We start from the raw sequence: 14,674 nt of genomic DNA on the forward strand, positions 1-14,674 counted from the left end.
TCCCGTCAGACCTCTTCGACGCTGCTCGGCTCGCGCCGGGACAGGTCGATGCCGAGCTCCTCCGCAGCGCGGAAGACGTCCTCGTCGGTGTCGCGCATCTCGATGGACATGCCGTCCGAGGACAGCACCTCCACGTTGAGGCACAGGGACTGCATCTCCTTGATGAGCACCTTGAAGGACTCGGGGATGCCGGGCTCGGGGATGTTCTCGCCCTTGACGATGGCCTCGTAGACCTTCACGCGGCCGGTCACGTCGTCGGACTTGATCGTCAGCAGCTCCTGGAGGGCGTACGCGGCGCCGTAAGCCTCCAGCGCCCACACCTCCATCTCACCGAACCGCTGGCCACCGAACTGAGCCTTACCACCCAGCGGCTGCTGGGTGATCATCGAGTACGGGCCGGTCGAACGCGCGTGCAGCTTGTCGTCGACCAGGTGGTGCAGCTTGAGGATGTACATGTACCCGACCGAGATCGGGTCCGGGAACGGCTCACCGGAGCGGCCGTCGAACAGCTGCGCCTTGCCGGAGCCCTTGACCATCCGCTCGCCGTCGCGGTTGGGGAGCGTGGAGTCGAACAGACCCGCCAGCTCGTCCTCGCGCGCACCGTCGAAGACCGGGGTCGCGACGTTGGTGCGCGGCGCGACGTCGTCGGCGCCGATCGCCTGCAGACGCTGCTGCCAGTCCTCGGAGCCCTCGACCTTCCAGCCCTGGCTGGCGAGCCAGCCGAGGTGGATCTCCAGGACCTGTCCCGGGTTCATTCGGGACGGGACACCCAGCGGGTTGAGGATGATGTCGACCGGGGTGCCGTCCTCCAGGAACGGCATGTCCTCGACCGGCAGGATCTTCGAGATGACACCCTTGTTGCCGTGGCGGCCGGCGAGCTTGTCACCGTCGGTGATCTTGCGCTTCTGGGCGACGTAGACGCGGACCAGCTGGTTCACGCCCGGGGGCAGCTCGTCGCCCTCTTCGCGGTCGAAGACGCGGACGCCGATGACCTTGCCGATCTCACCGTGCGGCACCTTCAGCGAGGTGTCGCGCACCTCGCGCGCCTTCTCACCGAAGATCGCGCGGAGCAGGCGCTCCTCGGGGGTCAGCTCGGTCTCACCCTTGGGCGTGACCTTGCCGACGAGGATGTCGCCGGCGACGACCTCGGCACCGATCCGGATGATGCCGCGCTCGTCGAGGTCGGAGAGGACCTCCTCGGAGACGTTCGGGATGTCCCGGGTGATCTCCTCGGGGCCGAGCTTGGTGTCACGGGCGTCGACCTCGTGCTCCTCGATGTGGATCGAGGAGAGGACGTCGTCCTGCACGAGGCGCTGCGACAGGATGATCGCGTCCTCGTAGTTGTGGCCCTCCCACGGCATGAACGCGACGAGCAGGTTCTTGCCGAGCGCCATCTCGCCCTGCTCCGTGGACGGACCGTCGGCGAGGACCTGGCCCTCGACGACCCGCGCGCCCTCGTCCACGACGACCTTCTGGTTGAAGGAGGTGCCCTGGTTGGAGCGGGTGAACTTGGCGACGCGGTACGTGGTGTACGTGCCGTCGTCGTTGGCGACGGTGATGTAGTCCGCGGAGACCTCCTGGACCACACCGTCCTTCTCGGCCTTGATGACGTCGCCGGCGTCGACCGCGCAGCGGTACTCCATGCCGGTGCCGACCAGCGGCGACTCCGCCTTGATCAGCGGAACGGCCTGGCGCATCATGTTCGATCCCATGAGCGCGCGGTTGGCGTCGTCGTGCTCGAGGAACGGGATCATGGCGGTCGCGGCCGACACCATCTGGCGCGGCGAGACGTCCATGAAGTCCACCTCGTCGGCGGGGACGAGGTCGACCTCGCCGCCACGACGGCGGACCAGCACACGCTGCTCGGCGAACCGCATGTCGTCGGTCAGCTTGGCGTTGGCCTGCGCGATCAGGAAGCGGTCCTCCTCATCGGCGGTGAGGTAGTCCACCTCCTCGGTGACCTGGCCGTCGACGACCTTGCGGTACGGCGTCTCGATGAAGCCGAAGACGTTGACCCGGCCGTAGGAGGCCAGCGAGCCGATCAGACCGATGTTGGGACCTTCAGGGGTCTCGATCGGGCACATGCGGCCGTAGTGCGACGGGTGCACGTCACGGACGTCCAGGCCGGCCCGCTCACGGGAGAGACCACCCGGGCCCAGCGCCGACAGACGGCGCTTGTGGGTCAGACCCGACAGCGGGTTGGTCTGGTCCATGAACTGCGACAGCTGGCTGGTGCCGAAGAACTCCTTGATGGAGGCGACGACCGGCCGGATGTTGATCAGGGTCTGCGGCGTGATCGCCTCGACGTCCTGGGTGGTCATGCGCTCGCGCACGACGCGCTCCATACGAGCCAGACCCGTGCGGACCTGGTTCTGGATGAGCTCGCCGACGTTGCGCAGACGACGGTTGCCGAAGTGGTCGATGTCGTCGGTCTCGACGACGATCTCCCGGCCGCTCTCGCCCATCGTCTCGGTCTCGCCGGCGTGCAGCTTGACCAGGTACTTGATGGTGGCGATGACGTCGTCGGTGGTCAGCACGCCCGCGTCGAGCGGCTCCTCGCCGCCGAGCTTCTTGTTGACCTTGTAGCGGCCGACCTTGGCGAGGTCGTAGCGCTTGGGGTTGAAGTACAGGTTCTCCAGCAGCGTCTGCGCGGCCTCACGGGTCGGCGGCTCGCCCGGACGCAGCTTGCGGTAGATGTCCAGCAGCGCGTCGTCCTGACCCTGGGTGTGGTCCTTCTCCAGGGTGGCGCGCATGGACTCGTACTCGCCGAACTCCTCGAGGATCTGCTCGGTGGTCCACCCGAGCGCCTTGAGCAGGACGGTCACGGACTGCTTGCGCTTGCGGTCGATGCGCACACCGACCATGTCGCGCTTGTCGATCTCCATCTCCAGCCAGGCACCCCGGGACGGGATGATCTTGGCGGAGAAGATGTCCTTGTCGGACGTCTTGTCGATGGAGCTGTCGAAGTAGACGCCCGGCGAGCGGACCAGCTGCGAGACGACGACACGCTCGGTGCCGTTGATGCAGAAGGTGCCCTTGTTGGTCATGAGCGGGAAGTCGCCCATGAAGACCGTCTGGGACTTGATCTCGCCGGTCTCGTTGTTGGTGAACTCGGCGGTGACGAACAGCGGAGCCGCGTACGTGAAGTCGCGCTCCTTGCACTCGTCGATGGAGTTCTTCGGGGGCTCGAAGCGGTGGTCGCGGAACGTCAGCGACATCGACCCGGAGAAGTCTTCGATCGGGGAGATCTCTTCGAAGATCTCTTCAAGACCGGACTTGGTGGGAACTTCCTGCCCACTCTCCAGCGCAGCCTCGACGCGACCCTTCCATGCGGCATTGCCGAGCAGCCAGTCGAAGCTTTCGGTCTGCAGCGCAAGGAGGTTCGGAACCCCGAGGGGCTCCTTGATCTTCGCAAAAGAGATGCGCAGCGGGGCGGTGCTGTCGCCGTTGTTCGTATTGGCAGTCGAGGCGTTGCGCGAGGCGGCCAAGAGGGGGTCCTTCCGAGGGCTCGGACTCACTACGCGCGTACCGGTTCCGAATCGAGCAGACTGAGAGAAAGCCCAGGTCAGGGCGGATCATCCAGCTTTGCTCGGGCTCGGATATGCCCCTGGTGACGGGCAGGGAGCAGCTAACAGGCAGCGCAAAGGGTCAGTGTAGCCACTTGGCACACTGATGTCCAGAGCGAGTTTCCGAAGACCGGTTCAGCACTGTGATACCGATCTTCTCCCTCCGGGAGGTCGCGTCCTCCCCGACGGAGGATCCCCTCGTTGCTTGTTCTTCTCAATGCCCTGCGCCTGCCGAAAGCCCTGCGCCAGTGGCGCACACCGATGCTTCCCTCTTCGTCAGCGATCCATGCCTCGAACCCTGGATCGCTTCTGCGTCGCGTCCCGAGAATTGCGCGCCGCGTGCGGTTCGTCAAGGCCCCCCACCTCTGCGAGATCGTCACATGGGGGCACGTCCGGGCACCGATGATCACCATACTCGCACTCCGGCCCGGGGCAATGCAGCCGTGGCGAGCACGCCGAAGGGCGACCACCCGCATGGGTGATCGCCCTTCGCTGTCGTCCGTTACGCCTCAGGCGCTCAGGACCCGAGTCAGAGACTCAGTGGGGTCACTTGACCTCGACGGAGGCGCCGGCGCCCTTGAGGGCCTCGGCGGCCTTCTCGGCGGCGTCCTTGGCGACCTTCTCGAGGACCGGCTTCGGGGTGCCGTCGACGAGGTCCTTGGCCTCCTTCAGGCCCAGGGAGGTCAGCTCACGCACGACCTTGATGACCTGGATCTTCTTGTCACCGGCGCCGGTGAGGATGACGTCGAACTCGTCCTGCTCCTCGGCGGCCTCGGCGGCGGCGCCACCAGCGGCACCACCGGCGACGACGACCGGCGCGGCAGCGGCGGCGGTGACGTCGAACTTCTCCTCGAACGCCTTCACGAACTCGGAGAGCTCGATGAGGGTCATCTCCTCGAACTGCGCGAGCAGGTCTTCCTGGCTGAGCTTCGCCATGGTGGCGGTCCTTCCACTAATTCGGCTGGTGCCGGATGTACATAAAAGGCGGGCGTACTGGGCCCGCTACGACCGTCGCCTCACGCGGCGACGATCAATGCGCGAGCCGAATTACTCGGCACCGCCCTGCTCGGCCTGCTTGGCGCGAAGCGCGTCCACGGTGCGGACGAGCTTCGACGGGAGCGCCTGGAAGACCGAAGCAGCCTGGGACTGCTTGGCCTTGAAGGCACCCGCCAGCTTGCTGAGCAGAACCTCGCGGGACTCGAGGTCCGCAAGCTTCTTGATCTCGTCGGCGGACAGCGCCTTGCCGTCAAGGACACCGCCCTTGATGACGAGAGCGGGGTTTTCCTTGGCGAAGTCACGAAGACCCTTCGCCGCCGTGACCGGGTCACCGGTCACGAAGGCGACAGCGGTCGAGCCCTTGAGGTGCTCGTCCAGCTGAATCCCGGCCTCCTTGGCCGCGATCTTGGTCAGCGTGTTCTTCACCACACGGTACTGAGCGTTCTCGCCGAGAGAACGACGCAGCTCCTTGAGCTGCGCCACAGTCAGTCCGGTGTAAGAAGTCACAACAGCTGCGTTGGATTCACGGAGCTTCTCCGTGATCTCCGCAACGGCTGCGTTCTTGTCAGACGTCGCCATGAGCCTCGGCCTCCTTCCGGGTGATGAGGACCGCGCAGAAGGGGCTGGGCAAAACAAACGCCCCGGCGCAGGCGCACGGGGCGAGACTCGACCAGGCATACACCCGGGAGTTCTTCCACATTCACACCTGCGCAGGCCGTCCGCAGCTAGCGGATCCTTCGGCCACCACACATCCGTGATCGGACGCGCAGAGACAACCAGCGGTCTTTGGCTTCGCGGATACGTTACGGGAGCGGCCCGCGTCAGGCAAATCGGCCGGGAAGGGGCGGTGGGCGCCCCCTCCCGGCCGACGGGCCGAACGTGCCTCTCAGCGCGCGTTACGGCTGGGAGACCTTGTCGAAGTCCACGGTGTCACCGGCCGGCGGCTCGGTCACCGTGACCTTGGTGCCGTAGTCCGAGTAGTAGACCGTCGAGTCGAACGTGGTGGCGCCACCGGTCATCTTCTCGCGCTTCTTGACCAGCAGGTTGTCCGAGCTGATCCACAGATCGATGGTCTCGTTCTCCGTGCCGGCCGCCTTCAGCTGCGCCTCCAGCGCCTTCAGGTCCTGCTCGCTGATGCTCTTGGACTGCATGCGCGTCAGCTCGGACACCGAGAGCGTGCCGGTGTAGTGGGTCGCCTGGACGCCGCGGACGTCCTCCTTGCCGGCTTCCTTGACCTTGCCCGGGACTACTGGGCACCTCCACGCACCAGGGGCTGTCCGTCGGGTCGTCGCAACCCGACGGACTGCCTCTAGCCCCGTGAACCGGTTGAGCTACGCGTCACGACGAAGCCAGCGCGCACGCGAGCCCGGCGTGTTCGGGGCGGACTCCGATGGCGGTCAGGCCATTTATGCACCCCTTAGCAGGAACTCCATGAAGAGGTCCGACGATCTCGCACGCCCTCCACACCTTGGGGCCAACGTTGTAACCCTTGCTGTCAATAAAATCGGCACACGAAATTGTGTCGGCGGAGGCTGGTCCAGCCATCGCCATCGGGACAGCGAACGCAGCAACGGCCACAGCCGCGCCTGCAAACACGCGCTTCACCTTCGAATTCTTCACGCTTTCCTCCCCGGTTTCCATCGCAACTGGCGGCAGGCCTGGCCGCCTTGCGCGCCTTTGTTGCGTACGCGTCACTTTAGCACTCTTGATCCAGGTACTTCTTGGTTTTTCCGGGGGCTTAATCCACAAGGCGGGCTTCGGTGGATCAAGGCTTGGATCTCCTGTATGAACCTCGGGGACTGCAGTCGAGAGCGCCGACACACCATGCGTCAGGCCCCGTTCTCCTCGCCGGAGAACGGGGCCTGAGTGCGATGTGCGCGCGCTACGAGGCGTCGTCGATCAGGAAGATCAGACGGCCTCGTCCTCGACGAGGAGGTTGCGGGTGCGGTTGGCGTCCAGCGGGATGCCGGGGCCCATCGTGGTGGTGATGGTGGCCTTCTTGATGTAGCGGCCCTTGGCGGCGGACGGCTTGAGGCGGTTGATCTCCTCGAGCGCCGCGGCGTAGTTCTCCACCAGCTTGGTCTCGTCGAAGGAGACCTTGCCGATGATGAAGTGGAGGTTCGCGTGCTTGTCCACGCGGAACTCGATCTTGCCGCCCTTGATGTCGGTGACAGCCTTGGCGACATCCGGGGTGACGGTGCCGGTCTTCGGGTTCGGCATCAGACCACGCGGACCGAGCACGCGGCCGAGGCGGCCGACCTTGCCCATGAGGTCCGGGGTGGCGACGACGGCGTCGAAGTCCAGGCGGCCCTTGGAGACCTCGTCGATGAGCTCGTCCGAGCCGACGATGTCGGCGCCGGCGGCTTCCGCGGCCGCAGCACGGTCACCGGTCGCGAAGACCAGGACCCGGGCGGTCTTACCAGTGCCGTGCGGGAGGTTCACGGTGCCACGGACCATCTGGTCGGCCTTGCGCGGGTCGACGCCCAGACGCATGGCGACCTCGACGGTCGCATCGAACTTGGTCGAGGAGGTGTCCTTGGCGAGACGGACGGCCTCGAGCGGGGCGTACAGACGCTCCCGGTCGATCTTCGCGTCCGCGTTGCGAAGAGTCTTGCTGCGCTTCACTTCTGCTCCTGGTGCAGTGGGTGGAGTCGTGGTGCGGACCAGCGCCTGGTCCTGCCACGGGGGTGCCAAAAGGGGCTGGGATCAGCCCTCGACCGTGATGCCCATGGAGCGGGCGGTGCCGGCGATGATCTTCGACGCGGCGTCCAGGTCGTTGGCGTTCAGGTCGGGCATCTTGGTGGTGGCGATCTCGCGGACCTGCGCCTCGGTGATCTTGGCGACCTTGGTCTTGTGCGGCTCGCCGGAGCCCTTCTCCACGCCCGCGGCCTTCAGGATGAGCTTCGCGGCCGGCGGAGTCTTGGTGACGAAGGTGAAGGAGCGGTCCTCGTAGACCGTGATCTCCACCGGCACGACCATGCCACGCTGCGACTCGGTCGCGGCGTTGTAGGCCTTGCAGAACTCCATGATGTTGACGCCGTGCTGACCCAGCGCGGGGCCGACCGGCGGAGCCGGGTTTGCGGCACCGGCCTGGATCTGGAGCTTGATAAGCCCCGTGACCTTCTTCTTCTTGGGAGGCATGCTCTCTCCGGGTCCTAGTGAGAGGTGTTTCGCCATTCCACCCGGTCATCCGGATGGAGGCATACCGCACCACGATAACGGGTATAGCGGTGCGGCCAAAAACCGAGCAGGTCAGACAGGCCGCGAAGGGCCCGCCCGACCTGTTCGGAAGACTGGGAACTGAGGACCGAGTGGGGTCAGTTCTTCTGGATCTGGTCGAAGGAGAGCTCGACCGGGGTCTCCCGGCCGAAGATCTCCACCAGGCCCTTGACCTTCTTCGAGTCGGCGTTGATCTCGTTGATCGTGGCCTGCAGCGTCGCGAACGGACCGTCGGTGACGGTGACGGAGTCGCCCACCTCGAAGTCCAGGACCTGGACCTCGACCTTGCGGGACGGCGCCGGCTTGCCCTCGGCCGCGGCGGCCTCCTTGGCGGCCTTCTCCTCGGCCTCCGGGGCGAGCATCTTGACGATCTCGTCCAGCGTCAGCGGGTAGGGGTCGTAGGCGTTGCCGACGAAGCCGGTGACACCGGGGGTGTTGCGGACGACGCCCCAGGACTCGTTCGTCAGGTCCATGCGCACCAGCACATAGCCCGGGAGCTTGTTCTGGCGGACGGTGCGGCGGTCGCCGTTCTTGATCTGGACGACCTCTTCCTGCGGCACCTCGGCCTGGAAGATGTAGTCCTCGACGTTCAGCGAGACGGCGCGCTGCTCGAGGTTGGTCTTCACGCGGTTCTCGTAGCCCGCGTAGGTGTGGATGACGTACCACTCGCCGGGCAGGCCGCGCAGTTCGTCGCGGAGGGCGGCCACCGGGTCGACCGGCTCCTGCTCCTCGGCGATCTCGTCCTCGGCGGTCTCGTCCTCGGCGGTCTCGGCGGCGGTCTCGTCCTCGACGTGCACCGCGGCTTCTTCGGCGGGCTCGCCGGCTTCGGCGTCCTCGGCGTCGAGCTCGTCGACGACGTCGGCGCCCTCGACGATCTCACGCTCGGTGTCGTCGCCCTCGACCTCGGCCGAGGCAGCCGCGTCAACGTCGGCCGCTGCCGTCTCGGCGGATTCGGCGGCGTCGTTCAGGTTCGGGTCAGACACGGTGGCTGCTTCTTCCTGGCTTCAAGGGGTTGAACATGCGAAATGGGCGCCCGCGCAGGCGCCCTCCGCGGGATCAGCCGAAGACGTACCCGACGACTCGGTTGATTCCCAAGTCAATCACGGTTACGAGACCGATGATGATGACAACGAAGACGATCACCACACTGGTGTACGTCGACAACTGGCTACGCGTGGGCCAGACGACCTTACGGAGCTCCGCGACGATCTGGCGGTAAAAGAGCGCGAGACGCGCGAAGGGGCCCTTCTTGCCGCGCTTTCCGCCACGACGGGGCTTCTTCTGGGACTCCGAGGCTTCATCCTCGGAACGGCCACGCTCAGGCATGTCGATGGAGCCCAGGGCGTCCGTCACTCGTCCTCACCTGAATCCGGGTCGTGGCCGTGCCGCGCCCGGTGGAGCCGCACGGCGGTGCATACGTACGCGTGCACGCACTGCGGTGAGAGTGCGTGTAGCAGGGCCGGAGGGACTTGAACCCCCAACCGCTGGTTTTGGAGACCAGTGCTCTACCAATTGAGCTACGACCCTTTGTGGTTCCCCCAACCTACCGCATGCGGCCGACTGCACTAGGTGCATGCACCGCGGCGACCCGTTGGGAGCCAACGATCAGCGAGTGTACGTGCTTCCGGGCCGGGCGTCGAACACGATTGTCCCGGTGGTGCCCCGCAAACCCGTGTGCCCGGCTCGTCAGGGGTCTGCAACGATGCATATATGAGCGCTGCAACCCCTTCCGCATCGTCCCCCACCGACCGCCGGGTATCGGCCCGCGTCGGTTCGATCTCCGAGTCCGCGACCCTGGCCGTCGACGCCAAGGCCAAGGCCCTCAAGGCCGCCGGACGCCCGGTGATCGGCTTCGGCGCCGGTGAGCCCGACTTCCCCACGCCCGACTACATCGTCGAGGCGGCGATCGAGGCCTGCCGCAACCCGAAGTACCACCGCTACACCCCGGCCGGCGGCCTCCCCGAGCTGAAGACCGCGATCGTCGCGAAGACGCTGCGCGACTCCGGCTACGAGATCGAGGCCGCGAACGTCCTGGTGACGAACGGCGGCAAGCAGGCCATCTACGAGGCGTTCGCGGCCGTTCTCGACCCGGGTGACGAGGTCATCGTCCCGGCGCCGTACTGGACCACCTACCCCGAGTCGATCCGCCTCGCGGGCGGCGTGCCGGTCGACGTGGTCGCCGACGAGACCACCGGCTACCGGGTGACGGTGGAGCAGCTGGAGGCGGCCCGTACGGAGCGCACCAAGGTGCTGCTGTTCGTCTCGCCGTCGAACCCGACCGGCGCGGTGTACACCCGCGAGCAGGTCGAGGCGGTCGGCCGCTGGGCCGCCGAGCACGGTCTGTGGGTGCTGACCGACGAGATCTACGAGCACCTGGTCTACGGCGACGCCGAGTTCTCGTCGCTGCCGGTGGTCGTGCCCGAGCTGCGCGACAAGTGCATCATCGTCAACGGTGTGGCGAAGACGTACGCGATGACCGGCTGGCGGGTGGGCTGGGCGATCGGCCCCAAGGACGTCATCAAGGCCGCCGCGAACCTCCAGTCGCACGCCACCTCCAACGTCTCCAACGTCGCGCAGGCCGCGGCCATCGCGGCGGTCTCCGGCGACCTCGCGGCCGTCGAGGAGATGAAGGTCGCCTTCGACCGGCGCCGCAAGACCATCGTGCGGATGCTCAACGAGATCGACGGTGTGCTGTGCCCGGAGCCGGAGGGCGCCTTCTACGCGTACCCGTCGGTCAAGGAGCTCCTGGGCAAGGAGATCCGCGGCAAGCGCCCGCAGACCAGCGTCGAGCTGGCCGAACTGATCCTGGAGGAGGCGGAGGTCGCCGTCGTTCCGGGCGAGGCCTTCGGCACCCCCGGCTACCTGCGGCTCTCGTACGCGCTGGGCGACGAGGACCTGGTCGAGGGCGTGTCCCGGATCCAGAAGCTGCTGGCGGACGCCAAGTAGCCACACGGGCCTGTGCGTAGATGCCCTGAGCGGGCGGTCGGAAGGTGTTCCGGCCGCCCGCTCGCGCGTTCTCCCGGACACCCCTTCGGGAAAGCCCCTACCGGCGTGCCGCCCGGATGCGGCAAGATCGGCTGATGGAGCCCTTGTCAGGGGGACGTCCCCCGAACCCCACGAGCACTCGTGACCGCGGCCGGGCCGCCGTACGAGACCTGCGCCGGCTGCCGAAGGCCCATCTGCATCTGCACTTCACCGGTTCGATGCGGCCGGCGACCCTGCTGGACCTCGCCGACAAGTACGGCGTCCATCTGCCGGAGGCCCTGCGGGGCGGTGAGCCGCCCCGGCTGCGGGCCACCGACGAGCGCGGCTGGTTCCGCTTCCAGCGGCTGTACGACATCGCACGCTCGTGTCTGCGCGCGCCCGAGGACATCCAGCGGCTGGTGCGCGAGGCCGCCGAGGAGGACGTCCGCGACGGGTCGCGCTGGCTGGAGATCCAGGTCGACCCGACCTCGTACGCACCGCGGCTGGGCGGGCTGATCCCGGCGCTGGAGATCATCCTGGACGCGGTGCACAGCGCCTCCCGGGACACCGGGCTCGGCATGCGCGTCCTGGTCGCGGCGAACCGCATGAAGCACCCGCTGGACGCCCGTACGCTGGCGCGTCTGGCGGTGCGCTACGCCGATCAGGGCGTGGTCGGCTTCGGGCTCTCCAACGACGAACGCCGGGGTTTCGCCCGGGACTTCGACCGCGCCTTCGCCATCGCCCGGGAGGGCGGTCTGCTGGCGGCGCCGCACGGCGGTGAGCTGTCCGGGCCGGCCAGCGTCCGGGACTGCCTGGACGATCTGCACGCCGGCCGGGTGGGGCACGGCGTCCGGGCCGCGGAGGACCCCGCGCTGCTGCGCCGGCTGGCCTCGCGCGGGGTGACCTGCGAGGTGTGCCCGGCGTCGAATGTGGCGCTGGGGGTCTACGAGAAGCCGGAGGACGTGCCGCTGCGGACGCTCTTCGACGCCGGGGTGCCGATGGCGCTGGGCGCGGACGACCCGCTGTTGTTCGGCGCGCGGCTGGCCGCGCAGTACGAGATCGCCCGCACCGCGCACGGCTTCACCGACCTCGAACTCGCCGAACTTGCCCGGCAGTCGGTACGCGGCTCGCGCGCCCCACAGGACGAGCAGCAGCGGCTGCTGACGGAGATCGACGCCTGGCTGGCCGAGTAGGGGCCCGGCCGGCCCCGTGCGGGGCCTTCCGGGGCCGCTCGGGCCTTGGGACCCTGCCGGGGGCCCTGAAGCCCGGCTAGAGGCTGACGCCGACCGTCACCGGTTCGTTGACGAGCGTGACGCCGAAGGCGGCGTGGACGCCGTCGCGGACCTCGCGGGCCAGCGCGAGCAGGTCCTCGGTGGTGGCGGCGCCGCGGTTCGTGAGCGCGAGGGTGTGCTTGGTGGAGATACGGGCCGGGCCGCTGCCGTAGCCCTTGGTGAAGCCGGCGCGGTCGATGAGCCAGGCCGCCGAGGTCTTCACCAGGCCGTCGCCGGCGGGGAAGGCCGGCGGGGCGACATCGGGGCCGAGGCGGTCCTGGACGCGCTGCAGGAAGGCGGCGTGCTCGGCCTCGGTGAGGATCGGGTTGGTGAAGAAGGAACCGGCCGACCAGGTGTCGTGGTCCGCCGCGTCCAGCACCATGCCCTTGCCCGCGCGCAGGGCCAGGACGGTCTCCCGGGCGATGGCGGCCGGGACCCGGTCGCCGGCCTCGACGCCGAGGGCGCGGGCGGTCTCGGGGTACTTCAGGGGCGCGGAGAGGCCCCCGGCGTCCTCCAGGGCGAAGCGCACCCGCAGCACCACGAACCGGTCGGGGTCCGCCTTGAAACGGCTGTGGCGGTAGGAGAAGCCGCACTCCTCGCCCGGGATCGTGACGGTCTCGCCGGCGCGGCGGTCGTAGGCGACGACCTCGGTGATCGTCGTGGCGACCTCCTGGCCGTACGCGCCCACGTTCTGGATCGGTGTGGCGCCCGCCGAGCCGGGGATGCCGGCCAGGCACTCGACGCCGGCCAGCCCGGCCTCGACCGTACGGGCGACGGCCTCGGACCAGTTCTCGCCCGCGGCGAGCTCCAGGGCCGTGCCGTCCAGCGAGAAGCCTCTGGTGGCGATGCGCAGGGCGGTGCCCTCGAAGCCCTTGTCGCCGATGACGAGGTTGCTGCCGCCGCCGATGATCAGCAGCGGGGTGCCGGCGTCGTCGGCAGCGCGGACGGCGGCGATCACCTCCTCGTCGGTGGTGGCCGTGACGAGGCGGGTCGCCGGGCCGCCCAGCCGGAAGGTGGTCAGCCGGGCGAGGGGGACGTGGTGTTCTACGTGGCGTTCCTGCACGAGCCCAAGGGTACGGGGGCGGTCCGACAGTGCCGTCCGGCCGCCCCCTCCGTCCGCCGCCCGCTCAGGCGAGGCGGACCACCGCACGGGCCATGCCCAGTACCTTCTTGCCGTCGCTTATCGCGGTGAGGTCGACCCGGACCGTACGGGCGTCGTCGTCGAGCTTGGCCGCCACCTTGGCGCTGACCTCGATCAGCGCGCCGTTGTCGTCGTTGGGGACGACGACGGGCTTGGTGAAGCGCACGCCGTACTCGGCGACCGCGCCGGGGTCGCCGGTCCAGTCGGTGACCACCCGGATCGCCTCGGCCATGGTGAACATGCCGTGGGCGATGACGTCCGGCAGCCCGACCTCCTTGGCGAACTTCTCGTTCCAGTGGATCGGGTTGAAGTCGCCGGAGGCGCCCGCGTAGCGCACGAGTGTGGCACGGCTCACGGGAAAGGACTGCGCCGGGAGTTCGGTGCCGACCTCGACATCGTCGTAAGAGATCTTCGCGGTCATCTCAGGCCTCCTCGGCGCGACGGGACACCAGCTTGGTGAAGGCGGTCACGACGTGTTCGCCCGCCTGGTCGTGCACCTCGCCGCGGATGTCGATGATGTCGTTGCCCGCCATGGTCTTGACGGCCTCGATGGTGGAGGTGACGGCCAGTCGGTCACCGCTGCGCACCGGCCGGGTGTAGGCGAACTTCTGGTCGCCGTGCACCACCCGGCTGTAGTCCAGCCCCAGTTGCGGATCCTCGACGACCTGCCCCGCCGCCTTGAAAGTGATCGCGAACACAAAAGTCGGCGGCGCGATCACATCGGGGTGACCGAGGGCCTTGGCCGCTTCGATGTCGGTGTAGGCCGGGTTGGGGTCACCGATCGCCTCGGCGAATTCGCGGATCTTTTCCCGGCCGACCTCATAGGGGTCGGTGGGCGGGTAGGTGCGTCCGACAAAAGACTGGTCGAGCGCCATGGGCTCGCAACCTCCGTGTACTGATGGTGATAACGCCGTGAGGCCGCCCCCAGAATGGGGACGGCCTCACGAACGAGCCTGGTGTTATCGCGTCTCGCGGTGCGCGGTGTGCGAGTTGCAGCGAGGGCAGTGCTTCTTCATCTCAAGACGGTCCGGGTCGTTACGCCGGTTCTTCTTGGTGATGTAGTTCCGCTCCTTGCACTCCACGCAGGCCAGCGTGATCTTCGGGCGGACGTCGGTGGCAGCCACGTGAGTGCTCCTTGACGGACAGATGGACGGATGAACGCAGAAAAGAGTAGCCGATCGAAGGACCGACCCCACAATCGGCTACTGTCAGTAGCGGTGACCGGACTTGAACCGGTGACACAGCGATTATGAGCCGCTTGCTCTACCGACTGAGCTACACCGCTGCGATGCGGGAGTACCTCACCCGAAGGCGAGGTGCCTCTCACATCAGAGCCCCAATACGGAATCGAACCGTAGACCTTCTCCTTACCATGGAGACGCTCTGCCGACTGAGCTATTGGGGCGAGCGATGAAGACATTACACGGCCCGCCGCCAAACGTGAAATCCGTATCCGGGCCGCGCCCCAACGGCCCCGCGCACCACACCGGTACGACTATTTCGCGCCTGCGCGAAGC

The 14,674-nt window shown here is 67.6% G+C and carries 13 protein-coding genes, 3 tRNA genes and 1 pseudogene; 2 read left to right on the top strand and 15 right to left on the bottom strand.

Annotated features, from left to right (window positions below; translation table 11 throughout):
* Window positions 1-5 precede the first annotated feature (5 nt).
* The 9 genes and pseudogenes from rpoB to ACZ5XZ_RS28000 form a co-directional block, all read right to left on the bottom strand.
* Entirely contained in the window at window positions 6-3,488 is a 3,483-nt protein-coding gene (gene rpoB / locus ACZ5XZ_RS27960; protein ID WP_468982788.1) for a DNA-directed RNA polymerase subunit beta, read from the bottom strand.
* Window positions 3,489-4,112: 624 nt separating this feature from the next.
* Window positions 4,113-4,502, bottom strand: coding sequence for a 50S ribosomal protein L7/L12 (gene rplL, locus ACZ5XZ_RS27965; protein ID WP_468982789.1), 390 nt, complete (start codon window positions 4,500-4,502; stop codon window positions 4,113-4,115).
* Window positions 4,503-4,613: 111 nt separating this feature from the next.
* A complete protein-coding gene (gene rplJ, locus ACZ5XZ_RS27970) occupies window positions 4,614-5,141 on the bottom strand; it encodes a 50S ribosomal protein L10 (RefSeq protein WP_384486058.1) in 528 nt (175 codons plus the stop codon).
* A gap of 317 nt (window positions 5,142-5,458) precedes the next feature.
* Window positions 5,459-5,803 (bottom strand): annotated as a pseudogene (locus ACZ5XZ_RS27975) (SCO4651 family lipoprotein); the annotation flags it as partial.
* Window positions 5,804-6,470: 667 nt separating this feature from the next.
* Window positions 6,471-7,187 carry a 50S ribosomal protein L1 gene (gene rplA / locus ACZ5XZ_RS27980; RefSeq protein WP_468982792.1) on the bottom strand — a complete coding sequence of 239 codons (717 nt, stop codon included), beginning with the start codon at window positions 7,185-7,187 and terminating at the stop codon, window positions 6,471-6,473.
* An 81-nt stretch (window positions 7,188-7,268) separates the two neighbouring features.
* Entirely contained in the window at window positions 7,269-7,703 is a 435-nt protein-coding gene (rplK, locus tag ACZ5XZ_RS27985; RefSeq protein ID WP_016571043.1) for a 50S ribosomal protein L11, read from the bottom strand.
* Window positions 7,704-7,879: 176 nt separating this feature from the next.
* Entirely contained in the window at window positions 7,880-8,764 is an 885-nt protein-coding gene (nusG, locus tag ACZ5XZ_RS27990) for a transcription termination/antitermination protein NusG (protein ID WP_468982794.1), read from the bottom strand.
* Window positions 8,765-8,837: 73 nt separating this feature from the next.
* Entirely contained in the window at window positions 8,838-9,134 is a 297-nt protein-coding gene (gene secE / locus ACZ5XZ_RS27995) for a preprotein translocase subunit SecE (protein ID WP_468982797.1), read from the bottom strand.
* 101 nt (window positions 9,135-9,235) lie between these two features.
* Window positions 9,236-9,308: transfer RNA gene (locus ACZ5XZ_RS28000), tRNA-Trp, on the bottom strand.
* A gap of 183 nt (window positions 9,309-9,491) precedes the next feature.
* On the opposite strand from ACZ5XZ_RS28000, the gene ACZ5XZ_RS28005 reads away from it, so the two are divergent.
* Both ACZ5XZ_RS28005 and ACZ5XZ_RS28010 read left to right on the top strand, forming a co-directional pair.
* A complete protein-coding gene (locus ACZ5XZ_RS28005) occupies window positions 9,492-10,727 on the top strand; it encodes a pyridoxal phosphate-dependent aminotransferase (RefSeq protein ID WP_468982798.1) in 1,236 nt (411 codons plus the stop codon).
* Between the two features lie 134 nt (window positions 10,728-10,861).
* Window positions 10,862-11,938, top strand: coding sequence for an adenosine deaminase (locus tag ACZ5XZ_RS28010; RefSeq protein ID WP_468982799.1), 1,077 nt, complete (start codon window positions 10,862-10,864; stop codon window positions 11,936-11,938).
* A 76-nt stretch (window positions 11,939-12,014) separates the two neighbouring features.
* Here ACZ5XZ_RS28010 and ACZ5XZ_RS28015 read toward each other — a convergent pair whose 3' ends face one another.
* The 6 genes from ACZ5XZ_RS28015 to ACZ5XZ_RS28040 form a co-directional block, all read right to left on the bottom strand.
* On the bottom strand, window positions 12,015-13,079 hold the full coding sequence (locus ACZ5XZ_RS28015; RefSeq protein WP_468982800.1) for a UDP-N-acetylmuramate dehydrogenase: 1,065 nt from the start codon (window positions 13,077-13,079) through the stop codon (window positions 12,015-12,017).
* Window positions 13,080-13,143: 64 nt separating this feature from the next.
* Window positions 13,144-13,578 carry a MaoC family dehydratase gene (locus ACZ5XZ_RS28020; RefSeq protein ID WP_468982801.1) on the bottom strand — a complete coding sequence of 145 codons (435 nt, stop codon included), beginning with the start codon at window positions 13,576-13,578 and terminating at the stop codon, window positions 13,144-13,146.
* A gap of 1 nt (window position 13,579) precedes the next feature.
* A complete protein-coding gene (locus ACZ5XZ_RS28025; protein ID WP_468982804.1) occupies window positions 13,580-14,032 on the bottom strand; it encodes an FAS1-like dehydratase domain-containing protein in 453 nt (150 codons plus the stop codon).
* An 84-nt stretch (window positions 14,033-14,116) separates the two neighbouring features.
* On the bottom strand, window positions 14,117-14,281 hold the full coding sequence (rpmG, locus tag ACZ5XZ_RS28030; RefSeq protein WP_006604855.1) for a 50S ribosomal protein L33: 165 nt from the start codon (window positions 14,279-14,281) through the stop codon (window positions 14,117-14,119).
* Window positions 14,282-14,369: 88 nt separating this feature from the next.
* Window positions 14,370-14,442: transfer RNA gene (locus tag ACZ5XZ_RS28035), tRNA-Met, on the bottom strand.
* Window positions 14,443-14,489: 47 nt separating this feature from the next.
* A tRNA-Thr gene (locus ACZ5XZ_RS28040) sits at window positions 14,490-14,562 on the bottom strand.
* Between the last annotated feature and the right edge of the window lie 112 nt (window positions 14,563-14,674).

It is taken from the genome of Streptomyces sp. NPDC033270 (assembly GCF_055576575.1).